This is a genomic window from Yersinia sp. 22-579, assembly GCF_030433455.1.
Classification (GTDB): domain Bacteria; phylum Pseudomonadota; class Gammaproteobacteria; order Enterobacterales; family Enterobacteriaceae; genus Yersinia; species Yersinia enterocolitica.
Genome location: NZ_JAUJTZ010000012.1, coordinates 84,179 through 108,266, shown reverse-complemented (window position 1 = coordinate 108,266; position 24,088 = coordinate 84,179). Strand labels below are relative to the sequence as shown.

Genomic DNA, 24,088 nt, shown 5'->3' with positions numbered 1-24,088 from the left:
AGGAAAAGTTATTCCCCGGGAAACAAAAAGGGATTAATACTGCTACGGGCAAACCCTTCGCCTTCCATCTTGGCATCAAGAATCAGCGAAGCCAAATCATCTGCCACCGCTTCTACCTGCGGGTCTTTTTCCTGATATAAGATTTTCAGGTAAGTGCCACAATCACCACAACTTTCCGCTTTCACGGCGGCTAATTCGGTGTCTAGCGACCAGTAGTTCAAATCACGGGTCTGCTCGCAATTACTGCATTTAATCCGCACCACATGCCACTCACTTTCACACAAGTTGCAGTGCAAATAACGTAAACCGTTTTGCGTACCGATATGTACCACACTGGAAACCGGAATACTGCCGCACACCGGGCAGAATTGGCGATGTTCACCATATTCGGCCCGCGCTTTGCCAGGAATTTGACTCGCCATCTGCGCCCAATACAAGGATAGCGCAGCCCAGATAAATGGCGCCTTTTCGCTGCCAATCTGTGCAAACTCGCGGTTTAACAGTGCATCTGCGTACAATTCCAACTCATGTACTGATGCCTTATCCAGATTATCCAGCACCGCCACGATATGGTCGGGTGCATCATGGCGTAACTCGGCAATCAATGCTGATAACAGCTTGCGCCAGTGATCCGTGCGCGGAAAAACACTCAAATCTAGCGGCGGTTTACCACTAGCCGCAGATTGTGCCAACTCAGCCTGCATATCCAACACCAGCGGGTGGTCATGCAGTGCTTTTTGCTGCGCTTGGGTAATTTTGGCGGCAAAATCGAGATAGTCAGCCAGTGGATTATCCAGCGCTAACTGCTGTAAACGTTCGGTGCGCCGGGTATACAGGCTTTTTAAATTCGCGAAAAGTAACGGCGGGATATTCCCCGCCGTTGTACCTTTTTCGCTCTGTTTACCTAATTGATCTTTAGGGACAATGCGAATACTCATCAGGGTTTCTCTTCCTGTTTGTTCTGAAGCTGCCTTTTGGCATTGACCTCGCGATACCAACGTGGATGGTGCTTTTTAGCCCATGCTGCGGGTACCCAACCTTCTACCATCGCGGTAATGGTGCCTTTCACCCACAAGGCGGCATAAATATGCACCATAATCACGATAATCAATCCTACCGCGGCCAACGAATGCACCAACAGCGCCAGACGAATCAGTGGGATCGGGAAAGAGGGCGCAAAATAAGGCCGCCAAATTACCACACCACTGGCCAGCAATAACACCAGGCTGATAATAGCAGCCCAGAATACGCATTTCTGACCAAAATTATAGCGCCCCGTGTCACCCACTTCCTCATTCATGGCAATTTTATGGATATTTTTAGCCCACTCCAGGTCTTCCTTGTTGATCAAGTTATGTTTCCAGTAACGGAAAAACATGATGAGGAAGGCAGCGAACATAATCACCCCGGCGAAGGGGTGAAGGATGCGCGCCAACTGCGGCGTACCAAAAATATTCATCAACCAGTTAAATGATGGGAAGAAGAACCCCAGACCACTGATGGCAGCTAATATAAAACAAAAAGCCACTATCCAGTGGTTGATTCGCTCCGGCGCACTGTAGCGCTGGATACGCTTTTCTTTTCTCATTTCCGCGTCTCCCCGTCATCTGAGTGTTCAGCGGTGGTAGGCTCAGGAGCCTTGGCTGCGGTATCGGAAGGCGCGGAATCCGGTTTATCGTCTTCGTCCTCTTCTTCTTCAACCCGATTCGGGCCGACACCCACGTAGTGGAAGATACTGGCAGCAAAGGTCGCGGCAAAGCCAATCGCGGCCAGTGGTTTCCAGATGCCTTTCCAGAAAGTGACCGTCGGGCTGATGGTCGGGTTCTCCGGCAAACCATGATAAAGCTGAGGTTTATCCGCATGATGCAGTACATACATCACGTGGGTGCCCCCAACACCCGCTGGGTCATATAACCCGGCGTTATCAAAGCCGCGCGTTTTCAGTTCGCTAACCCGGCCTGCGGCCACTTCTTTCATTGCTTCTTTGGTACCAAAGTGAATCGCCCCGGTCGGGCAGGTTTTCACACAGGCAGGTTCCTGACCCACACCGACGCGATCGACGCACAGAGTACATTTGTACACCCGGTTGTCGTCTTTGTTCATGCGCGGAACATCAAACGGGCAACCGGCGATGCAGTAACCACAACCGATACAGTGCTCTGACTGGAAGTCGACAATACCATTCGCATACTGAATGATAGCGCCTTCTGACGGACAGGCTTTCAAACAGCCCGGATCAGCACAATGCATGCAGCCATCCTTACGGATCAGCCACTCCAGCTTGCCGCTCTCTTCGTCTTCAACTTCAGAAAAACGCATTACCGTCCATGACTTGGCGGTCAAATCGGCGGGGTTATCGTACACCCCGACGTTATGGCCCACTTCATCACGAATGTCGTTCCACTCCGAACAGGCCACCTGACAGGCTTTGCAACCGATACAGGTGGTGACGTCGATAAGCTTGGCCACCTCTTGCTGGTGGTTACGATCCTGTGGCGGCGGCGTAAGGGAATTGGTGCCAGAGCGCCGGATAATGTCTTGAGTTTGCAGTGACATAGGTTCTCTCCGTTACACCTTTTCCACGTTGACCAGGAACGCCTTAAACTCTGGCGTTTGCGTATTAGCATCACCGACAAACGGTGTCAGGGTATTGGCAATAAAGCCTTTTTTCGCCACCCCTTCGTAACCCCAGTGGATCGGGATACCAATAGTGTCAACTTCCTGCCCATGAACATTCAGGGTACGAATACGTTTGGTCACCACTGCCTTGGCTTTAATGTAGCCGCGGTTGGAGCTGACTTTCACGGTATCACCCTGCTTAATGCCCTTTTTCGCCGCCAGTTTTTCGCCAATTTCCACAAACTGTTCTGGCTGAGCGATAGCATTGAGCAGCGCATGCTTAGTCCAGTAGTGGAAATGTTCTGTCAGACGATAAGTGGTGCCGACATACGGGAACTGCTCATGAGAACCCATTGCAGCCAGGTCATCTTTAAACACGCGCGCAGCTGGGTTGGATATCACATTCGGATGCAGTGGGTTGGTGCCCAGCGGCGTTTCGAATGGCTCATAGTGTTCCGGGAATGGCCCTTCTGCCATTTTGTCGATGGCAAACAGACGCCCCATGCCTTCAGGCTGCATAATGAACGGCCCGACATCACTACCCGGCGCGGCAGCGCTGTAATCTGGAATATCGACGCCGCCCCATTTGGCACCATCCCACTCCAGTAACTGGCGTTTCGGATCCCAAGGTTTACCCTGTGGATCAGCAGACGCGCGGTTGTACAGAATGCGGCGGTTAAGCGGCCATGCCCATGCCCAGCCCAGGGTATTGCCAAGACCTGATGGATCAGCATTATCGCGCCGTGCCATCTGGTTACCGGCTGGTGTCCAGCTACCGGCAAAGATCCAACAGCCACTGGCAGTGGTGCCGTCATCGCGCAGGTGAGCAAAGGTGCTGAGCTGCTCGCCTTTTTTGACCAGAATTTTGCCATCGGCATCGGTAATATCGGCCAGCGCTTTACCATTGCTTTCTTGTGCCACTTCTTCTGGCTCTGGATTGTCTGGCGTCAAATAATCCCAGGTCATATTGAGCACCTGTTCTGGCACGGCACCACCTTCGCGGCGGTACATATCACGCAGACGACTAAAGATACCGGCCAAAATAGCGCCATCGTTCAATGCTTCACCCGGCGCATCAGCACCTTTCCAGTGCCATTGCAGCCAGCGGCTGGAGTTAACGATAGAACCGTTTTCTTCAGCAAAACAACTGGATGGCAAGCGGAATACCTCGGTTTGAATTTTCGATGGATCGACATCATTAAATTCACCGTGGTTTTGCCAGAAATTCGCGGTTTCAGTATTGAGCGGGTCAATAGTCACCAAGAATTTCAGTTTCGACAGTGATGCCACTACTTTGTTTTTGTTCGGGAACGACGCGACCGGGTTAAAGCCCTGGCAAATATAGCCATTCACTTTGCCCTGCGACATCATCTCGAAATACTGCAAGACGTCGTAGCCTTTATCCCACTTAGGTAACCAGTCGTAGCCCCAGCCGTTCTCTTTCTGGGCTTTATCACCGTAGAAACTTTTCATCAGACTGACGAAGAATTTCGGGTAATTACTCCAGTAGTTAACCTGGCCCGGTAACAAAGTTTTCGGGGTATTGGCCTTCAGGTACGTATCAATATCCGGCTGCTTTTCTGACGGCAAATTCAGGTAGCCCGGCAAGCTTTGTGACAGCAAGCCCAGGTCAGTTAAGCCCTGAATATTAGAGTGACCGCGCAAGGCGTTAATACCGCCCCCTGCCATCCCCATATTGCCCAGCAGCAACTGGATCATCGCCATAGTACGGATGTTCTGCGCACCAACCGAGTGCTGTGTCCAGCCCAGCGCATACAGGAACGTGGCAGTTTTATTGGACGCACTGGTTTCGGCGAGATATTCGCAAACCTGCAAGAAATCTTCTTTTGGCGTACCGCAGATGTTGGAAACCACCTCTGGCGTGTAACGGCTGACGTGTTCTTTCAGCAAGTTCCACACACAGCGCGGGTCTTGTAATGTGACATCGCGTTTGGCAAAGCCGTTTTCATCCAGCTGGTAATTCCAGGTGGTTTTATCGTATTTGCGGTTTTCAGCGTCATAACCACTGAATAAACCCTCATCAAAGGTATAGTCTTCCCGCACCAGCAAGCTGGCGTTGGTATAAGCTTCGACGTATTCGCGGTTAATTTTGTTGTTGGTCATCAGATACAACAACACGCCGGACAGGAACGCAATATCGCTACCGGAACGGATTGGCGTGTAGAAGTCAGCCACCGATGCAGTACGGGTAAAGCGTGGGTCTATCACCAGCAACTTGGCATTGTTGTGGATTTTGGCTTCCATCGCCCAGCGGAACCCCACCGGATGCGCTTCTGCCGCATTACCGCCCATGACGATAATTAAGTCTGCGTTCTTGATGTCAACCCAGTGGTTGGTCATCGCACCGCGACCAAATGTTGGAGCAAGACTTGCTACCGTTGGTCCGTGTCAGACACGTGCTTGGTTGTCTACGGCAAGCATGCCGAGAGCGCGACTAAATTTCTGGGTCAGATAACCCGTCTCATTACTGGATGCAGAAGCACACAGCATACCGGTACTCAGCCAACGGTTGACGGTCACGCCCGCATCGTTGGTCTTAATGAAATTAGCGTCCCGGTCTTCTTTCATCAGCTTGGCAATGCGGTCAAATGCATCATTCCAAGTGATTCGCTGCCATTTGTCTGAACCTGGTGCGCGATATTCTGGGTATTTCAAGCGGCTTTCGCTGTGAATAAAATCCACCAGCCCCGCACCTTTAGGGCACAGCGCACCACGGTTGACCGGATGATCCGGGTCCCCTTCAATGTGGAAAATACTCTCTTTGGCGTTTTTAGCACCATCGCCGAGGCTATACATCAAAAGCCCGCAACCGACGGAGCAATATGTGCAGGTATTCCGCGTTTCACGGGCGCGCAGCAACTTATAATTGCGCGTTTCCGCCAGCGCCACCGACGGCATAAAGCCGAGTGCCGCGACCGTGGTTCCTGCCATACCGCCAGCGCAGATCTTAAAGAACTGCCTTCTGCTGACCTGCATGGGTCTCTCCTTCATCTCACGATTGTCACAATGTTTAGATTTAAAATTCAGTTCTCACTTCCCTCAACAAAACCAGAAGCGCTAAAATCGCTGACGCAATATCACCTTTATCGGTGTGGGATACATTTCTATATAAATGAAATTATACCCATACCATTCTTAATGTGAATGTTACCACATTGTGATTATGGGTTATAACTTTCAGGGCCGCATAGTGAGCCAGATCAAACCTTCAGATATTGACCTCTCCACCGAAATTTGCGGTGCCAGGCAACTTAACGTGCTACAGCGCCATCAAATGGCAGAACCGCAATTGGATTGGCTGGCAGAAGAAGTGCCGGTAGCTCTGGTATACAACGGCATTTCTCATGTGGTGATGATGGCGACCCCTAAGGATTTAGAGGCTTTCGCGCTGGGGTTTTCGTTGTCAGAAGGCATTATTACCGCGCCACAAGAAATCTATGCCATTGATGTCACACCCGGCTGTAATGGCATAGAAGTTAACATTGAACTCTCCAGCCGCCGTTTTGCCGGTTTAAAAGAACGCCGCCGAGCGATGGCTGGCCGCACGGGGTGTGGAGTTTGTGGTATCGAACAACTGGACGATATTTTCCGCCCAATCGCCCCCCTGCCATTCACACAAACCTTTGACCTTAACCACTTAGACCACGCACTCACACAGCTCAAACAAGTGCAAACGGTGGGTCAACTGACCGGTTGTACCCATGCTGCCGCCTGGATTAATCCTCAAGGCGAATTATTAGGTGGCTGTGAAGATGTGGGTCGTCATGTGGCACTGGATAAACTACTTGGGATTCGAGCTAAACAGCCGTGGCAGCAAGGCGCGGTGCTGGTTTCCAGCCGTGCCAGTTATGAGATGGTACAGAAAGCGGCTATGTGTGGAGCCGAGATTTTATTTGCTGTTTCAGCTGCAACAACCTTAGCAGTTGAAGTCGCCGAGCGTTGTAATCTCACCTTGGTTGGTTTCAGTAAACCCAGCCGGGCAACGGTGTATACCCACCCAAATCGGATTCAGGAATAAAAAGACCACACAATAAGTACGGCATTGATAATCATTTTCAATATCATTTAATTAACTATAATGATCCGAATGCTTACGCGGTGCTTACTTTTTTTGTGCCGCCCTACACCTACGGAGACGATGATTATGAGTTACTCACTGCCATCCCTGCCTTATGCTTATGACGCCCTGGAACCACACTTCGATAAGCAGACGATGGAAATCCATCACACCAAACACCACCAAACCTATGTTAACAATGCAAACACGGTGTTGGAGAGCTTCCCTGAGCTGGCTAAATTCAGTGTTGAAGATCTGATCAAAGATCTGGACAAAGTTCCAGCTGAAAAACGCACCTTTATGCGTAATAACGCCGGCGGTCACGCTAACCACAGCCTGTTCTGGAAAGGCCTGAAACTGGGCACCACTCTGACCGGTGACCTGAAAGCCGCTATCGAACGCGACTTCGGCAGCGTTGACAGCTTCAAAGAAAAATTTGAACAAGCTGCGGCAACGCGTTTCGGTTCAGGCTGGGCCTGGCTGGTACTGAAAGACGACGGCAAACTGGCTGTTGTTTCGACTGCTAACCAAGACAGCCCGCTGATGGGTGAAGCTGTTTCTGGCGCATCAGGTTTCCCGATTGTGGGCCTGGATGTGTGGGAACACGCTTACTACCTGAAATTCCAAAACCGCCGCCCAGACTACATCAAAGCATTCTGGAACGTGGTTAACTGGGACGAAGCAGCCGCGCGTTTCGCTCAAGCTAAGTAACGAGAGCAGCTATACCCCATAGCTTCAAGTTCGAAAGATATATGCCAGCAAGGCCCTCTTGCTGGCATTTTTTATTGCTACTTACTGGCATTTTTATTGTTAAAGTTTAGCCAATTCCTGCCGATAGAATGTACAAGAAGGTCACTGGTATTCATGGAAGAAATCTATGAATGTAGAAGTCATTGCGTTTGGGAAAAGCACTCTTGCCAAGGCTGCCCCACATACTGCCAGTTCCCCGAAATCCTCTAATAATTAGACCTCCCCAAACTCACCTACGCTGATTGATTTGCAGCAAAAACACCGCATAACGGAGAAGAACATGGCAGCATTTAGCAAAGTTTTTGGTAACTTTGAAAACGTGAAAGTCGGTAAAAAGCTGGGGTTAAGCTTTTTCCTGATGTTGTTATTGGTTGGGATCATCGCTGGTACCACCGCATATCATTTCTCCGTCATTGAAGAACATGCTTATAAAGTCGATTTGAGCTACAAAATTAATGATGAGGCTAATCAGGCGAAATATAACCGTGCGTTATATGAACGTACCTATGACCTGAAGTACATTAAAGAAAACTCTCAACATATCAATAATATAAAAAATCTATTAACCCAAAGCGAAAGCCTTAGCTGGTCGGAAAACAACCGCAAGACAATCAGTAGCATTGCCGATGTGGTAGACGAATATCTACAACAACAAAGCAATTTTGTTAATGCGGTGGCTCATAAGGACGATGTACGCAAAAGTTGGAACATCTCTGAAACTCAGAAGAACCTCAATGAGTTACAGCAAAGTTTGCTTAATGAGGGTGCAGATACCAACACCCAGATTCTGCTGGCGGAAATGAACCAAAAGTTAATGACCGTGCGCTATAACGCGCGAGGTTTATTACTGGATCGCAACCAGGATGCAGAGTCTTCATTGATTACCTCAATCAATATTGCCAACAGCGCGGCGAATGCTTTTATGCCGGTGCTATCAGCCGATCAGCAAAAACTATTAGCTCCAGTCATTTCCAGTCTCAGTGCCTATAAAGACAACGTATTAGCCTATTTGCCGGCATATCAGCAAGAGCTGGAAGTGGGTAAAGTGATGGAAGAAAATGCCAATGAATTAAATAAGTTGGCAACGCATTTGTTCACTCAAGAACTGCAAGGCACTCATGATGAAATCAATAATGCGCAATTGCAGCTAGCTATAGCAGCTATTGCGGCCCTGATATTGGGTTTACTGATTTCATGGCGCATGACTCGCCAGATTACTGTGCCACTGCGCACCACGTTGGCGATGGCTGAGCGCATTGCCACCGGTGATTTAACCGCAGCAACCACCTCCAATCGTACTGATGAACTGGGCCTGCTGATGAATGCCGTCGCCCGAATGAATGAAAACCTGCGTGCCATGATTGACGAAATTCGCATTGGCGTCAGCCAGGTGTCTCATGCCTCCGGCGAGATTGCCGCCGGCAATACTGATTTATCATCCCGAACAGAGCAACAAGCAGCTGCGGTAGAAGAAACTGCCGCCAGTATGGAGCAATTGAATGCCACGGTTAAACAGAATGCTGATAATGCCCACCATGCTAATCAGCTAGCGACGGAAGCATCACAAACCGCGCAACAAGGCGGCAAGCTGGTTAACGATGTGGTGCGCACCATGAATGATATTTCTGGCAGTTCTAAACGTATTTCTGAAATCACCTCGGTGATTAACAGTATTGCTTTCCAGACTAATATTCTGGCGCTGAATGCCGCAGTTGAAGCAGCGCGCGCCGGTGAGCAAGGCCGTGGTTTTGCTGTGGTCGCGAGCGAAGTACGTAATTTGGCACAACGCAGTGCACAGGCAGCAAAAGAAATTGAAGGGTTGATTGGAGAGTCGGTGTCTCAAGTCAATGCCGGTACATCGTTGGTACAAAATGCGGGTCAAACTATGGAAGATATTGTCCGCTCAGTGACCCATGTGCGCGATATCATGGCGGAAATTGCCTCTGCCTCAGATGAACAAAGCCGGGGTATCACCCAAGTCAGTCAGGCTATCTCGGAAATGGACAGCACCACTCAACAGAACGCCGCATTGGTGGAAGAGTCTGCCGCTGCCGCTGATTCACTGGCAGAACAAGCTATCTTACTGGCACAAGCTGTTGCCGTGTTCCGCCTGTCCGAAGCAGAAACTGAATCTGTTCAAAGCGAAACTACCACGCCACGGGCAACCCCACCACGCCCAGCGCCAGAGACGAACCGTAGCCAACAGCAGGATAACTGGGAAACCTTCTGATTCTGCGTTAAACCATGGAGCCCTGCCGTCAGGCAGGGTATTCTGAATCTCCCTTCTGAACGCAGGCAAGGAGAGCAGATGAAATATCCACAGGTTTATATCGGTAAAATCGAGCCTTACAGCGGCAGTTCCCCAAGTGCCATTGGCAAACGTCAGGTGCAGGGCAGCATTATGCTCACCTCTCTGGGTCTGGAAGGGGATGAACAAGCCGAAACTCGCTTTCACGGCGGCCCGGATCGGGCGTTATGCCACTACCCACGCGAGCATTACGCTCACTGGAGACAACAATTTCCTGAACAGGCTGAGTTTTTTTCCGCTCCGGCTTACGGCGAGAACATATCGACCCTCGGCATGACTGAACAAAATGTCTATATGGGGGATATTTACCGCTGGGGTGAAACACTCATTCAGGTGACACAGCCGCGCTCACCTTGCTACAAACTCAACTTCCATTTTGCTATCGAAGATATGTCGGTGTTGATGCAGCAAACCGGCTACTGCGGCTGGTTGTATCGGGTGATTTCACCCGGCAAAGTCAGCGACGGTCATCCACTGGAGCTATTAGCGCGTACCAGTGATATCAGTGTATCGGAGGCCATTGCTATTGCCTGGCATATGCCGTTTGACGAAGAACAGTATCGCCGCTTGTTGTCAGTATCTGGATTATCCGCCAGTTGGAGCAAAACCATGCTGACCCGCATTTCGCAGGGAAAGATAGAAGACTTTAATCGGCGGTTGCGCGGCTCTTGATAGATTAAATATCAAACGATAAAAATACGCTATTGCCAAGGATGGCAAATTATCTTAAAGATCTTTCTAAAGAGAATTAATTAAATAGGCTATTGAAATTAGCGCTCTGAATATATGACTCCATAGTATTAAACTGTTTGTATTCGAAATAGTGGCTATTGAGTCCAATCTTCAATTCGTAGTTTTTTAACTCGTTCAAACTCTCTAATATTATTAGTTACTAATATTGCTCCAGCAGAAACTGCATGCCCGGCTATTGCGGCATCATTTCCACCAATTGGTGTCCCCTGCTTTGCCAGCTCAACTTTAATATTAGTCGTGGCATCAACAGCTGCGACATCCCACGGTAAAATAGCATCTAACCTTTTTACAAATTCATCAACTAAATAATTATGCTTTGGAGATGCTTTCTTACCTATAGCGCCGAACCGCATTTCTGAGTATGTAATTGCTGAAACAACTATTTTATTCTGATGCTCAATACACTGTTGTAATTTTATAATTAATTCTGCTGGTCGTTCTCGCATAATAAAAGAACAAATATTCGTATCAAGCATATATAATTTTTTGATCATAACTCGAAGCGTCCTTCTTCGATAACATCCTGTCTTTCGGCAAGAAAATCATCATCTGCCTTATCTTCATCCATGAATGATACCCATGTCGGGCGTATGGGTCGTAGAATAATACTATCACCATCCCTGAGTATTTCCAGCTCGGTCACGCCATCAAAATCCATATCTTTTGGCAAACGAATTGCTCGATTCTGCCCATTTTTGAAAATAGATACCGTTCTCATATTTTTACTCCTGATGCTTGTGTCATTGAAAACACTAGCATATGCCAAGCATATGTCAAGAGTAGCATCAGAGCTAGAAAACAAACCAGGCGGCGGCCATGCCACCCACCCGGTTATTTTGAAAGTCGCAATCAGAACGCTTTTTTGGCGTAACCAGTCACTTCTTTCAGGCCCATCTCGCGGCCTAATGCGGTCATTGGGTGCACTACCACAATACCGCGCACTGCTTTCTTCAAAGTGCCCATATCAGCCTGTTCTTTTTTGGTGATGGCACGGCTGAAGGGCAGTTTAGCCAGCTTCTGGGCTTCAGCACTCAGGTTTTTAACCCTAACTTCTTTCAAGCGCTGGATTTCAGCCGCAAGTTTCTCTTTTTCTTTCATATGCTGAGCGATTAAATCCACATTACCCTGCTGAATAACAGTTGGATCTTTGTGATTCAGCGCATCCAGCATATCGCTTAGACGTTTGATTTCTGCATGTTCTTTCATAGTATTGGCCCGTACATGCCGCTAATGGGCACGATATTTCGCTAAAGTTGGAGATAGAATAGCACTGATTGTGCATCAAGATGGGTAGTGTATCAGGATGCATCTCTTTCGGCAGCAGCCTCCTGAACTGGCCGCCACTGCATTCCGGCCGGTAAGCCACTCATTTCACATGCAACCGCCCCCAATCGCTCCAATGCGCCGGTATAACGGCTGTTAAATGGATAACAGCAGGATAGGCGAAATGCATGACGATAGCGGCCACTGGGTGAATAAAGTGTCCCCGGCGTCAGGCAAATCTGCTCTTGCAGCAATTGATGGAACAGCGCCACGGTATCGACGCTATCAGGGAATTCGACCCAAAAAACAAATCCGCCAGCCGGTTGTGTCACTGTGGTTCCGCGCGGGAAGTTGCGGGTTATCAGTTGTTGGGCTTGCTGCACTTGCTGCGCATAACGGCGGCGCAAGCTACGCAGATGGTGATCATAACCGCCAGACTCAAGGAACAGTGCCAAAGTCTCCGATAGCAGCATCGGCTCCGCCATCGACGATACCGCTTTTAGTTTGTGCAGTGCTTCGGCGAAGCGCCCGCCATCAATCCAGCCGATACGGAAATCCGGTGCCAGAGTTTTGGTAAAACTGGAGCAAAACAGCACCCAGCCATCACGATCAAAGGCTTTAACAGCCGGAGATAACGTCGAACCAAATTGAATTTCAGCATACAAACCATCTTCAATTAATGGCACTTGGTGATCGTTCATCAGCTGTGCCAACCGTTTTTTGGCGGCGAGTGGCATGGTATAACCCAAAGGATTCTGCACCGTCGGCATAGCAATCAGTGCATTCAGTCGCTCTTCTTCAAGCAACAACTCCAGTACATCCAATGAGATACCTTGTTGCGGATCGGTTGGAATCTCCACTGCCTTCAACCCGAGGCTTGCCAGCAATGGCATCAGATAGAAATAGGTCGGTGATTCCAGTCCGACACAATCCCCGGGTTTGGTGGTTACCCGTAGCGCCAATTGCAGCGCCTCCATGCACCCATGCGTAATGGTGATATCAGCCGGATCAGCCAACATTCCCAAGGTCATGGCGCGGCGAGCGATTTGCTGTCGCAGGCGCTGGCTGCCGGGTGGCAAAGAATATTGACTGATTAATTGCGGCTCGCGGCGTAATAAGGAAGCCATGATACGACCCAACTTGGCGCTGGGATAGAAATCACCTGTCTGCGGGCAGGCCAGTGAGATATTGGTAAAGCGCGGATTTTGCTGGGCGGCAAAGACGGTATCAATCAAATCCAGCACTTCGTCTACTGGTTTCCCGACCGTGGCCGTTGGCACCACTGCGGTTGACGGGCTACAGACGTAAAAACCCGACTGCGGGCGCGCTTCAATCAGGCCGCGGTCTTCCAACGTGCGATACGCAGCCACTACCGTATTGATACTGACCTGATGGCTCTGCGCGTAGCCCCGCACCGAGGGCAGTCGGCTACCGGCCAGGAGACTGCCATTCTTAATGGCTTGCGCCAGATTGTCAGCCACTTGTAAGTAGCGAATTTCGTTCATAACAAGGGACATGGTGACAGTTCTCCACAGGATCAATGGGTACAGTTTAGTGTCATGCAAACTGTACCCATAACAATAGATAACTTCTGCTTCTGACGCCATCACGGATTGATCTTTATGCTGAATATCTTGATAACATTAATAGGATCTCCCCCATGTTGGACAGTGCTTTCATCAGTTACGTCACCGTGATGTCAATAACTCCAGGCCCGAACAACCTGTTGTTAGCCGCTTCTGGTGTTAATTTTGGCTTACGCCGAACTTTCCCGATGATGTTGGGGATTACCTTTGGTTGTGCACTGCAATGCGCATTAATGACCACGCTATTGGCATTTATCCTCAGTTGGGTGGGAGTTGTCCGTCTGCCTTTGGTGACATTAGGCGGTGGCTATTTACTGTGGCTCTCGTGGAAGATTTTTAATTCCGGCACCCCCAACGCCAGGGATAGTGAGCAACCTATGGGCTTTATTCAAGGGGCATTATTTCAGGCCATAAATCCAAAAGCCTGGTTGATGGCAATGAATGTCGCCATCTTATTCACCCCTCGCGAAGGGGCGACGCTCAACCATACCCTGCTGATTATGACCGGCTTTGCTTTATTGAATCTACCCTGTGTGGCGGTTTGGGCAGTGATGGGGGATCAATTGCGCCATGCGTTGCGCGTCAATTGGAAGCTACGGTTATTTAATGGCGTGATGGGTGGCTTGATGGCAATAACAGCATTATGGCTGTTGATCGAAGAATGGCTCAGTGTCTTTAATCATTAAACATGGCCAAGCGGCGAGAGTTTTGAAACTTGTTTTTGACTGATGCGGGAGAGTAATTCAGTAATCGATAGCACCATAGTAGAACGCACCATCTGCTGATAACGCTGGCGTTGCATGGCAATCAGCGAAGCATCGGCTTCATCTGGGCGTAAGAATGTTGGTACTGGTGGCAGCTCAGCAACACAATGCAATTCACCAAATGGCCCGAGGATTTCGTCATCGGTAAAGCGATACTCGGTGCCATCATGGTTTAGCTCTTCACGCAGCGCCATTAATAGCTCAGCATCTTCATATTCATGCCGGGTGATAACGCCCAAAGCATAAACCAACTTCAATCGTACGGATAACTCACCTAACGGCCCATCCCCGACCAGTAATGGCTCTACGGCATATTTCACCGCATAGTCATCTTTACGAAAAACCTGCACCACGAGAATGTTTAACGCTTCTGCCAATAATTCGACAGCAGCCATCAAGAAACTCCGAACGGTCTTCCCCGCGTTCAGATGTTCCAGTACCCGATTCTCAAATGCCTGTGTTTTTTCAATCATCGTTTGTCACTGGGGTGGTTTCAGATTATCGGGCTAACAAAGGATAAATACCGCGTAATCCGACACGATATTTATCCCCAACAACTAGCTTGGTAGTTATGCCAGCTTGTCCTGCATGGCGTTATACACACTCACCGCCTGTTCCACAACCTCGCTATCAGCTGGTAGTCCGGAAATTTGAGCAAGCGTGGCTTTCGGCCCTAACTTAGCCAGTAATTCAACCAGTTCTTGTGCTTGTGGGTCTTGCTCACTGCGGTAGCTCATCGCAGCCGCAATACCGGTCACCAGGTTATTATGTGGCAACTGATATTCCAAAGTCCCCAACAGCGGTTTGATCAAACGGTCACCGGCACTCAGTTTACGCAGTGGCTGACGGCCAACACGCTCAACATCATCGTGCAGATAAGGGTTTTCAAAGCGGGAGAGAATTTTTTCGATATAAGCGGCGTGTTTCTGTGGATCAAACGCATAGCGCTTAATCAGCACCGCACCACTCTCTTCCATCGCACCTTTCACTGTCTGGCGTACCGCGGGATCAAGGATGGCATCACGAATGGTTTGGTGACCGGCAAGCTGGCCCAAATAAGCGGTAATAGCGTGCCCGGTGTTCAAAGTGAAGAGTTTACGCTCCACAAAAGCCATCAGATTGTCAGTCAATTCCATACCCGCGATTTGCGGTGGCAGCCCTTTAAACTGGGTGCCATCAACAATCCACTCGCTGAATGTTTCTACTGTCACAGCCAGAATATCAGTACTGCCTGCTTCTGATGGTGGCACAATGCGGTCTACCGCAGAATCAACAAATCCAACATGTTGCTCAACCCATGCCTGCTCACTTTCTGGCAAGGCAGCAAAAACATGCTGTTTCAACTGGCTGGTGCCACGCACCATATTCTCACAAGCAATAATATTCAGTGGGCGGGTATTACCTTGTTGATGGCGGGCAACCAAACCTTGTGCCACTGTGCCTGCGATGCGGGCCAGAATTTGTGGGCCAACCGCGGTGGTGACAATATCCGCTTGTACAATCAGTTCCACCACTTCCGGGCTACCACTGTTGACGGCGCTAACATTCTTCACTTCTTCGACTCGTGCTTGCTCACCCACCACATTAACCTGATAACTCTTACGCTTATTCAGCTCATCCAATAGCGGCTGATTAACATCGGCGAAAGTAAGCTGTGCTCCGGCATCAGCCAGCAGTTTACCAATGAAGCCCCGGCCAATATTACCTGCGCCAAAATGTAATGCTTTCATGTTTTTTACCTTTTGCTGTATAGGGCCGTTTTCTCCCAACGGCCCTATGCTCGTCATACTTCATTGAGTTGCGGTTACTTTTTACCGCCGAGCAAATCCAACACTTCTTCTACGCTGGTCGTTTTGCTTAAGCGCTCAATGACAGAGTCATCGTCCAGCGCGTTGGTCAGGCTGGTAATGACATGAATGTGCTCATTGTTACGGGCAGCAATACCAATCACCAAGCGAGCCACTTCGTCTTCTTCATCGCCAAAGCGCACACCTTCAGGGTATTGGCAGAACACCACACCCGTCTTCAGCACACGATCTTTAGCTTCAATGGTGCCATGTGGCACGGCGATAGATTCACCCAGATAAGTGGAAGTCAGTTTCTCACGTTCCAGCATCGCTTCAACATATTCAGGCTCAACATAGCCGCCTTTCACCAACTGCTCACCGGCAAAGCGGATAGCCTGTTCTTTGGTTGTCGCATGTTGGTTCAGGAAGACATTCTCCGCACCCAGTTTGAATAGATTGGCCTCAGATGGCTCAAAGCTATCATCCAGTTTTTCAATCACTTTCTGGACAGTTTCTGCACTGCTGCTGGCTTCGACCAGACGAGCCGTCAGATTGGTATACAACTGACTATCGAGGAAGTTGGTCAACGAAATATGCTGTGCCTGCGGCGCATGACGCATGGCGCGCTCGGTCAAATCACGGTGAGTAATCACCAAATCGACATCTTCCGGCAAGTTGTTAATGGCGCAGTTGGTCACAGAGATGTGCTTCAAACCGGCATCCAATACTTTCTTACGCAATACACCGGCACCCATCGCACTAGAACCCATACCGGCATCACAAGCGACGATGATTTTACGCACTGTGCTCAAGTCACCCGCAGCAGCGGCTGCATTGGCTGCTTGTGCGCCTTTAGATTGTGCTTTCATGTCTTGCATACGACGAGTGGCATCTTCCAGGCTGTCTTCTTCGTCGTCTTTGACTTTAGAGGTTTTCAGCAGGATGGCGGAGACCACGAAGGACACGGCAAATGCAGCAGCAACCGCGGCAATGTTGGCAAAGTAAGCACCTTTAGGTGTCATTGCCAATACCGCCAGGATAGAACCAGGAGAAGCAGGTGATACCAGACCGCCGTTCAACACAGTCAGAGTGAACACACCTGTCATACCGCCCAGAATTACCGCCAGCAATAAGCGTGGGTTCATCAGAACGTATGGGAAATAGATTTCGTGGATACCACCGAAGAAGTGGATGATAGCCGCGCCGCCAGCAGATTGCTTCGCGTTACCTCTGCCGAAGAACATGTACGCCATCAACACACCCATACCTGGGCCTGGGTTAGCTTCGATCAAGAAGAAGATAGACTTACCGGTTTCAGTCGCCTGTTGGATACCCAAAGGAGAGAAGATACCGTGGTTAATCGCATTATTCAGGAACAGGATTTTGGCCGGTTCGACGAAGATAGACGTTAGTGGCAGCAGATTCAGCTGCACCATGATATGCACGCCTTTCGCCAACACTTGGGATAACACTTCTACCAATGGGCCAATTGCCATGAAGGCCAAGATAGCCAACAGCATACCGATGATACCGGCTGAGAAGTTGTTAACCAGCATCTCAAAGCCGCTTTTGATTTTACCTTCAACCCAGCGGTCAAAGTGTTTGATTGCCCAGCCACCCAGTGGGCCGACAATCATTGCACCGAGGAACATTGGCATATCCGCACCAACGATAACCCCCATAGTAGTGATAGCGCCGACCACGCCGCCACGATCTCCCCCGACCAAACGGCCGCCGGTAAAACCGATCAGCAATGGCAGCAGGTAGGTGATCATCGGGCCAACCAGTTTGGCTAGCGTCTCATTCGGCAACCAACCCGTTGGAATAAACAATGCGGTGATAATACCCCAGGCGATAAATGCGCCGATGTTGGGCATAACCATATTACTGAGGAATCGGCCAAAATTTTGAATTCTGACCTTTGCGTCTGGTGAAAACATAAAACACCCCTATTGGTACGCGCTAACAATAAGAGCGCGATATAATTGTTTTGTTGAGGCAGTTCTGCAAAACCCGCCGGTGTTATCGAATACAAACACGCTGTATGCAAAACAAACTCTAGCATGCTCTTTTACTCACGCGTAGCTCACCTATTTTATGTGATATAAATCACACTAAAGTACCCACTACAGGGGTTTATTTAGTGATTAAGATCACACTATTAGAGTGTAAGAAAGCCACGGGGGATAATTTTTAAGCTAAAAACGACCATTATAGTGACTCGAGTCACATTTTTATGGTGGTCATTTGTTTTGAAAATGTGATGTTAATCACAAGTTATTTTTGCTCGCAGAAGCAGGATGAGACATTCGCCCACCCAATATATCGATATTGAACCACTGACTGGTAAATGTGTAATAAAACAACAGGAGGAAGGAGGCACACAATTGGATCAGGTTTTGGTTGATATGAGTTCATCATTGCTCACGGCCGGATCTGATTTCGGTTGATATTCGATTTGTTTTCATTGCTGGCTTTGCCGCCTCAACCGAGCAGGAGGGCAGGCCGGCCCTCCTGCACCTGCGGCTTGCGCGAAATATTACTGCTATTCGCAGTCCCCTCCGGCAGCCGTTGGCCTTATCGAGCCAGCGCGAGTCGCTTCCTGCTCCAGCGCGCTTTTCGCCGCCGTCCATGGCGGCTCACTCGGGCCATCGTCTTTGTCGGTAATATTCCTGATTGCGCTCAACGTCAAAAGAGAAAATCAAAACCATGGTTTTTAGGTTTTGATGTTTAAAAGCACATTTGAGCAGCCGAGTGAAGAGTGGAGCAAGGGAAATCCGCCATGGACGGCGGATTTAGGCGTCACGCGGAGGGACCCGCGTAAAGCCGTCCCGCCAGCGAAAAGATGAATCGAGGGTACCTGCGAAGCAGGCTAGCGATACGTGCGCTAGCGCAGGGGATCCAAGGGGGTTACGCGCTTGTAACCCCTTTGGCGGTTGGTTCAACGGAGGTTAGGTGAAGCATGAAGCCATAACAACCGAACTGATCATCGAGTCACCATCAACCGAACCCATCAAATCACTGCATGACACTCATTACACTCTTCTGTGCTGCCATCATCGCCGGATACTTGGCGACCAGATTAGCCATCATCGCGTTATATTGTGCCGCTTGTTGTGCAGTTTGGAATTGAACACCACCATTATTGAAAGTGACTTGAGTCCCCTGCTGTTGCAGGAAATCCCCAACCTGGGCCAAATCCTGCACAAAGGCAGAAACCACTGGAACCGCCGGAATCAACACATTGGTCGGCTGAGTGACCACATTATCAAAGACTTTATTAAACACCACTTTCAGGTCATCTGGCTGCTTCAATGCTGCCACAGCGCTATCTGCCTGTGTTTTGGCGGTGCGAATTTGCTGCACTAACAGATTTAAAGCACCCGCTGACTGCTGCAATGCATCACGTTTATTGAGGTAATCCTGCGCGACACGAATCTCATTGATTTGTGCGATAGCGGGCGTCAGGCTGGCATCCACAGACTTACTGAGTTGCTGGGAAAAAGTGACTAAAATCGCATAATCGCTGACATAAGGGCCAAACTTCTGCTTTTGATCTTCACTCAGCGTTGGCAGTTTCATCCCACTGCGCATCACCGTGTTTTGCAGATAATCAATAAAAGCCTTACGTTGTTCTGGTTCTTTATCCCCACAGGCAGTTAATTGGAACACTACCAATAACGCCAGCAATGGCGCTAACCAACGTGAATATCGGGCCGTATTCAGTGCAAAAGTCATGTGAAACTACTCCTATGATAAGTACTTATTTTCACAACATCCTATTCTTATCACCCAACTCCAGTATTAAGAATAGATAAGGGGAGCGATATGCGCTCCCCTATTGCCAAGCAAGAACAGGATTACTGCAACAGAGAAATATCAGCAACCTGCAAGAACAACTCACGCAGTTTACTCAACAATGTCAGTCGGTTAACCCGCACGGCATCATCTTCATCCATCACCATTACGCTTTCAAAGAACTCATCAACAGTTTCCCGCAGCGCCGCCAGTTCAACCAGTGCTTCCTGGTATTGACCTGCCGCAAACACCGGTTCGAGCTTATCGCGCAATACCACCAGATGTGTAGCCAGCTTCAACTCTGCCGGTTCTTTTAACACAGAAGCACGAACGTGGTCATTCAGCTTATCAGTGGATTTCGCCAGAATATTCGACACACGTTTGTTCGCCGCAGCCAGTGCCGCAGCCGCGTCCAATGTGCGGAAATAAGTTACCGCTTTTACCCGAGCATCAAAATCAGCTGGACGGGTTGGGCGGCGAGCCAATACCGCCTGAATGGTATCAACGCTATGACCTTCATCCTGATACCAGGCACGGAAGCGGCCCAGCATGAACTCAATCACTTCATCGACCACTTTGGTGTTGGTCAGCTTGCTACCATACAGGCGCACGGCCTCTTCGGTCAGCGTTTGCAGATCCAGCGGCAAATTCTTCTCAACGATAATACGCAATACACCTAGTGCAGCACGGCGCAGAGCAAATGGGTCTTTATCGCCTTTCGGATGTTGACCGATACCGAAAATACCCGCCAACGTGTCCATTTTATCGGCAATAGCCAATGCACAAGCTACCGGATTTGACGGTAAATCATCACCGGCAAAACGTGGCTGATACTGCTCATTCAGTGCGACTGCAACGTCTTCAGCTTCACCGTCGTGACGAGCATAGTGCATCCCCATCACACCTTGAGTATCGGTGAATTCGAATACCATATTGGTCATCAGATCGCACTTGGACAGCAAACCGGCGCGAGTAGCGTGGTTAACATCGGCACCAATCTGTGCTGCAACCCAACCGGCCAGCGCCTGAATACGATCAGTCTTATCGCGCAGGGTACCCAATTGCTGTTGGAACAGCACGGTTTCCAGACGCGGTAGATTATCTTCCAGGCGTTTTTTACGGTCAGTTTTAAAGAAGAACTCGGCATCCGCCAGACGTGGGCGCACCACTTTCTCGTTACCCGAGATAATCTGTTGAGGATCTTTCGATTCTATGTTGGCAACAAAAATGAAGTTTGGCAGCAAGTTACCCGCAGTGTCATAAACTGGGAAATACTTCTGGTCACCCTTCATGGTGTACACCAGTGCTTCCGCTGGAACTGCCAGGAATTTCTCTTCAAATTTGGCGGTCAACACCACCGGCCATTCAACCAGCGACGCCACTTCTTCCAGCAAACTTTCACTCAGATCAGCAACACCGCCAATCTTCTGTGCGGCTAATTCTGCATCACGCTTAATGATAGCTTTGCGTAATTCATAATCAGCGATAACTTTACCGCGTTCCTGCAAGACTTGCGGGTATTGATCGGCATTATCGAGCGTAAACTCAGGTTCACCCATAAAGCGGTGACCACGAATAATACGATCTGAATCGATACCTAATACCGTGCCAGGAATGACTTCGGAACCTAACAGCATAGTCACGGTATGAACCGGGCGAACGAATTGGGTGTCTTTATCACCCCAACGCATCAGCTTAGGAATAGGCAGTTTGCTCAGTGCGGTATTGACCATCCCCGCCAGCAACAACTGCGCTGATTGACCTTTGACATGCGCGCGATACAGCAGCCATTCGCCTTTATCGGTAACCAAGCGCTCCGCCTGATCAACAGTAATACCACAGCCGCGCGCCCAACCCTCAGCCGCTTTGCTTGGTTTACCTTCAGCATCAAATGCTTGCGCGATTGCCGGGCCACGTTTTTCGACTTCACGATCAGCCTGAGTCGCACTTAAATTAGTGACTTTTAACGCCAAACGGCGCGGCGCGGCATACCAAATAACTTCGCCGTGAGGCAAGTTGGCGTTATCGAGTTCAGCCGTAAAATTGGCGGCAAAAGATTCGGCCAGAGAACGAAGAGCCTTCGGCGGCAACTCTTCCGTGCCGATTTCCACCAGGAAAGTCTGTTGAGTCATGACAGCCTCTTAGTTCTGATTCTTTTTGCACATAGGGAAGCCCAATGCCTCGCGGGAAGCATAATAAGCCTCGGCGACAGCTTTGGTCAGCGTACGAATGCGCAGAATATAACGCTGACGCTCAGTTACCGAGATGGCTTTACGGGCGTCGAGCAGGTTAAACGTGTGGCCAGCTTTGAGAATACGTTCATAAGCCGGCAGTGGCAGCGGGACTTCCAGCGCCAGCAGTGACTGGGCTTCTTTCTCATATTGCTCAAAGCAGGAGAACAGGAAGTCCACATCGGCGTATTCAAAGTTATAGGTGGATTGCTCCACTTCATTTTGATGATAAATATCACCGTAGGTGGTTGTACCCAGTGGGCCGTCACACCAAATCAGGTCATAAACGCTATCTACGCCCTGGATATACATTGCCAAACGTTCCAGGCCATAAGTTATTTCGCCGGTGACCGGTTTACATTCCAAACCGCCTACTTGCTGGAAGTAAGTGAACTGCGTCACTTCCATGCCGTTTAGCCACACTTCCCAGCCCAGACCCCAGGCACCCAGCGTTGGGTTCTCCCAGTTATCTTCGACAAAGCGAATGTCGTGAATCAACGGGTCCAGACCCAGCTCTTTCAATGAACCTAAATAGAGTTCCTGAATGTTGTCTGGTGAAGGTTTGATAATGACCTGGAACTGATAATAGTGTTGCAGGCGATTTGGGTTCTCACCGTAGCGACCATCGGTCGGGCGGCGTGAAGGTTGTACATAAGCGGCAGCGATTGGCTCTGGGCCAAGTGCGCGCAGACAGGTCATTGGGTGGGAAGTACCCGCGCCGACTTCCATGTCCAGTGGTTGAACAATGGTGCAGCCTTGGCGCGCCCAATAGTCCTGTAACGTCAGGATCAGGCCCTGAAAGGTCTTGGTATCAAACTTTTGCATGTTGGATTCGCACGCGATACAAGTGGATTAAAATGGAATGGGTCAGTATACCCGTTGACCGTAAGATATACAGCCAGAATCCGGTAAGATGCAACAATCAAAGCAGATTTGTCGATAAAATGAGCCTTTAATTGAATTCCAACGGATAATTTTGCGCAATACCCACCAAGGTAAAGAATCTGTCGATAGGTTGCTAATCAGTCAACGAACAGCGATCATCCCCTACTAAAATCGGCAATAAAGGAAGACGAATAATGAGCCTACAACGCTGCGGTTGGGTGACCACTGATCCTCTGTATCTCGCTTATCACGATACTGAATGGGGAATTCCACGTACCGACAGCCAGGCATTATTCGAAATGCTGTGCCTCGAAGGTCAACAAGCTGGGCTTTCATGGATAACCGTGCTGAAAAAACGCGAACACTATCGCAAATGCTTCCATAACTTTGATCCGATTCGTGTGGCGAAAATGGGGCCAGAAGAGGTTGAAAAGCTGGTGCTGGATAGCGGTATTATCCGCCATCGGGGTAAAATTCAGGCGATTATTACCAATGCGCAGGCCTATCTGGCAATGGAAGCCAACGGCGAAGATTTTTCGCGTTTTATCTGGGGTTTCGTCGATGGTGAGCCAAAAATTAACCATTGGTGGTGTTTGGCGGAATGCCCGGCAACGACGCCAATCTCAGATGCGATGTCTAAAGCACTCAAAAAACGTGGTTTTAAGTTTATCGGCTCCACTATTTGCTATGCCTTTATGCAGGCCAGTGGCCTGGTGAACGATCATCTGGCGAGCTGTTTCTGCCATCCGGATAATGCAGCAAAATGATTAGAGCGTATCAACCGGACGATATCGATGCCATGATGCAATTGTGGCTCACCAGCACGATTGCGGCGCATCCTTTTATTGCCGAACAATATTGGCATGAGAGCGCCCCGTTGGTACGAAACACTTACCTGCCGGCAGCCCGCACTTGGGTCTATTTACACTCAAAAACCATCGGTGATGAGAATCCGATTGCAGGATTTATCAGTATTCTGGAAGAACAACTGGTGGGGGCATTGTTTGTCGCCCAACCTTTTCACGGGCAGGGTATCGCTAAGGCATTGATGGAACATGTTCAGCAGCATTACCGCGCTCTGACGCTGGAGGTCTATCAGCAAAACCAGCGCGCCTACCACTTCTACCGTAAACAGGGGTTTAACCTGATAGGGAAAGCGTATAACGCCGAGACCAAAAGCACTATTTTAACTCTGCATTGGCAACACCTATTTAATTAGCTCCTTATTTTATCCCCTGCATCTGATGAATTTTAATAAGCGTAGCG

The 24,088-nt window shown here is 49.4% G+C and carries 21 protein-coding genes; 7 read left to right on the top strand and 14 right to left on the bottom strand.

All coding sequences use genetic code 11. The annotated features are described in order from the left end of the window. Nucleotides 1–8: 8 nt before the first annotated feature. Genes fdhE through fdnG form a run of 4 tightly spaced genes read right to left on the bottom strand, consistent with a single transcriptional unit; the run spans nucleotide 9 to nucleotide 5,616 of the window. The gene (gene fdhE / locus QSV56_RS15460) at nucleotides 9–938 is read right to left on the bottom strand and encodes a formate dehydrogenase accessory protein FdhE (RefSeq protein WP_046051917.1); all 930 of its coding nucleotides are present in this window, start codon (nucleotides 936–938) and stop codon (nucleotides 9–11) included. After that, on the bottom strand, nucleotides 938–1,588 hold the full coding sequence (gene fdoI / locus QSV56_RS15455) for a formate dehydrogenase cytochrome b556 subunit (RefSeq protein ID WP_005161937.1): 651 nt from the start codon (nucleotides 1,586–1,588) through the stop codon (nucleotides 938–940). The genes fdhE and fdoI overlap by 1 nt, the downstream gene beginning before the upstream one ends. Further along, the gene (fdxH, locus tag QSV56_RS15450; RefSeq protein ID WP_046694359.1) at nucleotides 1,585–2,556 is read right to left on the bottom strand and encodes a formate dehydrogenase subunit beta; all 972 of its coding nucleotides are present in this window, start codon (nucleotides 2,554–2,556) and stop codon (nucleotides 1,585–1,587) included. The genes fdoI and fdxH overlap by 4 nt, the downstream gene beginning before the upstream one ends. A gap of 12 nt (nucleotides 2,557–2,568) precedes the next feature. After that, the gene (fdnG, locus tag QSV56_RS15445) at nucleotides 2,569–5,616 is read right to left on the bottom strand and encodes a formate dehydrogenase-N subunit alpha (protein WP_301212967.1); all 3,048 of its coding nucleotides are present in this window, start codon (nucleotides 5,614–5,616) and stop codon (nucleotides 2,569–2,571) included. Nucleotides 5,617–5,803: 187 nt separating this feature from the next. Between fdnG and fdhD the strand changes: the two genes are divergently transcribed. From fdhD to yiiM, 4 genes are all read left to right on the top strand, one after another. Then, nucleotides 5,804–6,658: a formate dehydrogenase accessory sulfurtransferase FdhD gene (gene fdhD, locus QSV56_RS15440; protein WP_301212966.1), complete on the top strand. Its 855-nt coding sequence runs from the start codon at nucleotides 5,804–5,806 to the stop codon at nucleotides 6,656–6,658. Between the two features lie 126 nt (nucleotides 6,659–6,784). Further along, entirely contained in the window at nucleotides 6,785–7,408 is a 624-nt protein-coding gene (sodA, locus tag QSV56_RS15435) for a superoxide dismutase [Mn] (RefSeq protein WP_013650637.1), read from the top strand. 319 nt (nucleotides 7,409–7,727) lie between these two features. Next, the gene (locus QSV56_RS15430) at nucleotides 7,728–9,677 is read left to right on the top strand and encodes a methyl-accepting chemotaxis protein (RefSeq protein WP_046694357.1); all 1,950 of its coding nucleotides are present in this window, start codon (nucleotides 7,728–7,730) and stop codon (nucleotides 9,675–9,677) included. 78 nt (nucleotides 9,678–9,755) lie between these two features. Next, on the top strand, nucleotides 9,756–10,427 hold the full coding sequence (gene yiiM / locus QSV56_RS15425) for a 6-hydroxyaminopurine reductase (protein ID WP_263698187.1): 672 nt from the start codon (nucleotides 9,756–9,758) through the stop codon (nucleotides 10,425–10,427). Nucleotides 10,428–10,582: 155 nt separating this feature from the next. Here yiiM and QSV56_RS15420 read toward each other — a convergent pair whose 3' ends face one another. From QSV56_RS15420 to QSV56_RS15405, 4 genes are all read right to left on the bottom strand, one after another. Then, entirely contained in the window at nucleotides 10,583–11,002 is a 420-nt protein-coding gene (locus tag QSV56_RS15420; protein WP_046051923.1) for a type II toxin-antitoxin system VapC family toxin, read from the bottom strand. Beyond that, nucleotides 10,999–11,226, bottom strand: coding sequence for a type II toxin-antitoxin system VapB family antitoxin (vapB, locus tag QSV56_RS15415; RefSeq protein WP_005161959.1), 228 nt, complete (start codon nucleotides 11,224–11,226; stop codon nucleotides 10,999–11,001). Before vapB ends, QSV56_RS15420 begins: the two co-directional genes overlap by 4 nt. A gap of 131 nt (nucleotides 11,227–11,357) precedes the next feature. Beyond that, nucleotides 11,358–11,714 (bottom strand): YibL family ribosome-associated protein, encoded by a 357-nt coding sequence (locus tag QSV56_RS15410; protein WP_005161962.1) that lies wholly within the window; start codon nucleotides 11,712–11,714, stop codon nucleotides 11,358–11,360. Nucleotides 11,715–11,806: 92 nt separating this feature from the next. After that, nucleotides 11,807–13,288: a PLP-dependent aminotransferase family protein gene (locus tag QSV56_RS15405; RefSeq protein WP_301212965.1), complete on the bottom strand. Its 1,482-nt coding sequence runs from the start codon at nucleotides 13,286–13,288 to the stop codon at nucleotides 11,807–11,809. A gap of 143 nt (nucleotides 13,289–13,431) precedes the next feature. Between QSV56_RS15405 and QSV56_RS15400 the strand changes: the two genes are divergently transcribed. After that, nucleotides 13,432–14,043 carry a LysE family translocator gene (locus QSV56_RS15400; RefSeq protein WP_046051925.1) on the top strand — a complete coding sequence of 204 codons (612 nt, stop codon included), beginning with the start codon at nucleotides 13,432–13,434 and terminating at the stop codon, nucleotides 14,041–14,043. On the opposite strand, the gene QSV56_RS15395 is transcribed toward QSV56_RS15400, so the two are convergent. From QSV56_RS15395 to glyQ, 6 genes are all read right to left on the bottom strand, one after another. Then, a complete protein-coding gene (locus QSV56_RS15395; protein ID WP_005161972.1) occupies nucleotides 14,040–14,594 on the bottom strand; it encodes an MltR family transcriptional regulator in 555 nt (184 codons plus the stop codon). The two genes, QSV56_RS15400 and QSV56_RS15395, sit on opposite strands and share 4 nt — an antisense overlap. Before the next feature lie 96 nt (nucleotides 14,595–14,690). Beyond that, a complete protein-coding gene (locus QSV56_RS15390; protein ID WP_301212964.1) occupies nucleotides 14,691–15,851 on the bottom strand; it encodes a mannitol-1-phosphate 5-dehydrogenase in 1,161 nt (386 codons plus the stop codon). 74 nt (nucleotides 15,852–15,925) lie between these two features. After that, nucleotides 15,926–17,848, bottom strand: a complete 1,923-nt coding sequence (locus QSV56_RS15385) for a PTS mannitol transporter subunit IICBA (RefSeq protein ID WP_019084175.1) — start codon at nucleotides 17,846–17,848, stop codon at nucleotides 15,926–15,928. Nucleotides 17,849–18,926: 1,078 nt separating this feature from the next. Continuing rightward, nucleotides 18,927–19,646 carry a DUF3053 domain-containing protein gene (locus QSV56_RS15380; protein WP_005175086.1) on the bottom strand — a complete coding sequence of 240 codons (720 nt, stop codon included), beginning with the start codon at nucleotides 19,644–19,646 and terminating at the stop codon, nucleotides 18,927–18,929. A 122-nt stretch (nucleotides 19,647–19,768) separates the two neighbouring features. Continuing rightward, on the bottom strand, nucleotides 19,769–21,838 hold the full coding sequence (gene glyS / locus QSV56_RS15375; protein ID WP_019081445.1) for a glycine--tRNA ligase subunit beta: 2,070 nt from the start codon (nucleotides 21,836–21,838) through the stop codon (nucleotides 19,769–19,771). A gap of 9 nt (nucleotides 21,839–21,847) precedes the next feature. Continuing rightward, nucleotides 21,848–22,762, bottom strand: coding sequence for a glycine--tRNA ligase subunit alpha (gene glyQ, locus QSV56_RS15370; RefSeq protein ID WP_005175094.1), 915 nt, complete (start codon nucleotides 22,760–22,762; stop codon nucleotides 21,848–21,850). 254 nt (nucleotides 22,763–23,016) lie between these two features. Here glyQ and QSV56_RS15365 point away from each other — a divergent pair, with 254 nt between their 5' ends. Beyond that, on the top strand, nucleotides 23,017–23,589 hold the full coding sequence (locus QSV56_RS15365; protein WP_046694355.1) for a DNA-3-methyladenine glycosylase I: 573 nt from the start codon (nucleotides 23,017–23,019) through the stop codon (nucleotides 23,587–23,589). Further along, nucleotides 23,586–24,041 carry an N-acetyltransferase gene (locus QSV56_RS15360; protein WP_050162767.1) on the top strand — a complete coding sequence of 152 codons (456 nt, stop codon included), beginning with the start codon at nucleotides 23,586–23,588 and terminating at the stop codon, nucleotides 24,039–24,041. The genes QSV56_RS15365 and QSV56_RS15360 overlap by 4 nt, the downstream gene beginning before the upstream one ends. Nucleotides 24,042–24,088: the final 47 nt, after the last annotated feature.

Bases quoted from the DNA above. Each gene is read 5' to 3' on its own strand.
- fdhE (WP_046051917.1), bottom strand. From the start codon at position 938: ATGAGTATTCGCATTGTCCCTAAAGATCAATTAGGTAAACAGAGCGAA.
- fdoI (WP_005161937.1), bottom strand. From the start codon at position 1,588: ATGAGAAAAGAAAAGCGTATCCAGCGCTACAGTGCGCCGGAGCGAATC.
- fdxH (WP_046694359.1), bottom strand. From the start codon at position 2,556: ATGTCACTGCAAACTCAAGACATTATCCGGCGCTCTGGCACCAATTCC.
- fdhD (WP_301212966.1), top strand. From the start codon at position 5,804: ATGGGTTATAACTTTCAGGGCCGCATAGTGAGCCAGATCAAACCTTCA.
- sodA (WP_013650637.1), top strand. From the start codon at position 6,785: ATGAGTTACTCACTGCCATCCCTGCCTTATGCTTATGACGCCCTGGAA.
- QSV56_RS15430 (WP_046694357.1), top strand. From the start codon at position 7,728: ATGGCAGCATTTAGCAAAGTTTTTGGTAACTTTGAAAACGTGAAAGTC.
- yiiM (WP_263698187.1), top strand. From the start codon at position 9,756: ATGAAATATCCACAGGTTTATATCGGTAAAATCGAGCCTTACAGCGGC.
- QSV56_RS15420 (WP_046051923.1), bottom strand. From the start codon at position 11,002: ATGATCAAAAAATTATATATGCTTGATACGAATATTTGTTCTTTTATT.
- vapB (WP_005161959.1), bottom strand. From the start codon at position 11,226: ATGAGAACGGTATCTATTTTCAAAAATGGGCAGAATCGAGCAATTCGT.
- QSV56_RS15410 (WP_005161962.1), bottom strand. From the start codon at position 11,714: ATGAAAGAACATGCAGAAATCAAACGTCTAAGCGATATGCTGGATGCG.
- QSV56_RS15405 (WP_301212965.1), bottom strand. From the start codon at position 13,288: ATGTCCCTTGTTATGAACGAAATTCGCTACTTACAAGTGGCTGACAAT.
- QSV56_RS15400 (WP_046051925.1), top strand. From the start codon at position 13,432: ATGTTGGACAGTGCTTTCATCAGTTACGTCACCGTGATGTCAATAACT.
- QSV56_RS15395 (WP_005161972.1), bottom strand. From the start codon at position 14,594: ATGATTGAAAAAACACAGGCATTTGAGAATCGGGTACTGGAACATCTG.
- QSV56_RS15390 (WP_301212964.1), bottom strand. From the start codon at position 15,851: ATGAAAGCATTACATTTTGGCGCAGGTAATATTGGCCGGGGCTTCATT.
- QSV56_RS15385 (WP_019084175.1), bottom strand. From the start codon at position 17,848: ATGTTTTCACCAGACGCAAAGGTCAGAATTCAAAATTTTGGCCGATTC.
- QSV56_RS15380 (WP_005175086.1), bottom strand. From the start codon at position 19,646: ATGACTTTTGCACTGAATACGGCCCGATATTCACGTTGGTTAGCGCCA.
- glyS (WP_019081445.1), bottom strand. From the start codon at position 21,838: ATGACTCAACAGACTTTCCTGGTGGAAATCGGCACGGAAGAGTTGCCG.
- glyQ (WP_005175094.1), bottom strand. From the start codon at position 22,762: ATGCAAAAGTTTGATACCAAGACCTTTCAGGGCCTGATCCTGACGTTA.
- QSV56_RS15365 (WP_046694355.1), top strand. From the start codon at position 23,017: ATGAGCCTACAACGCTGCGGTTGGGTGACCACTGATCCTCTGTATCTC.
- QSV56_RS15360 (WP_050162767.1), top strand. From the start codon at position 23,586: ATGATTAGAGCGTATCAACCGGACGATATCGATGCCATGATGCAATTG.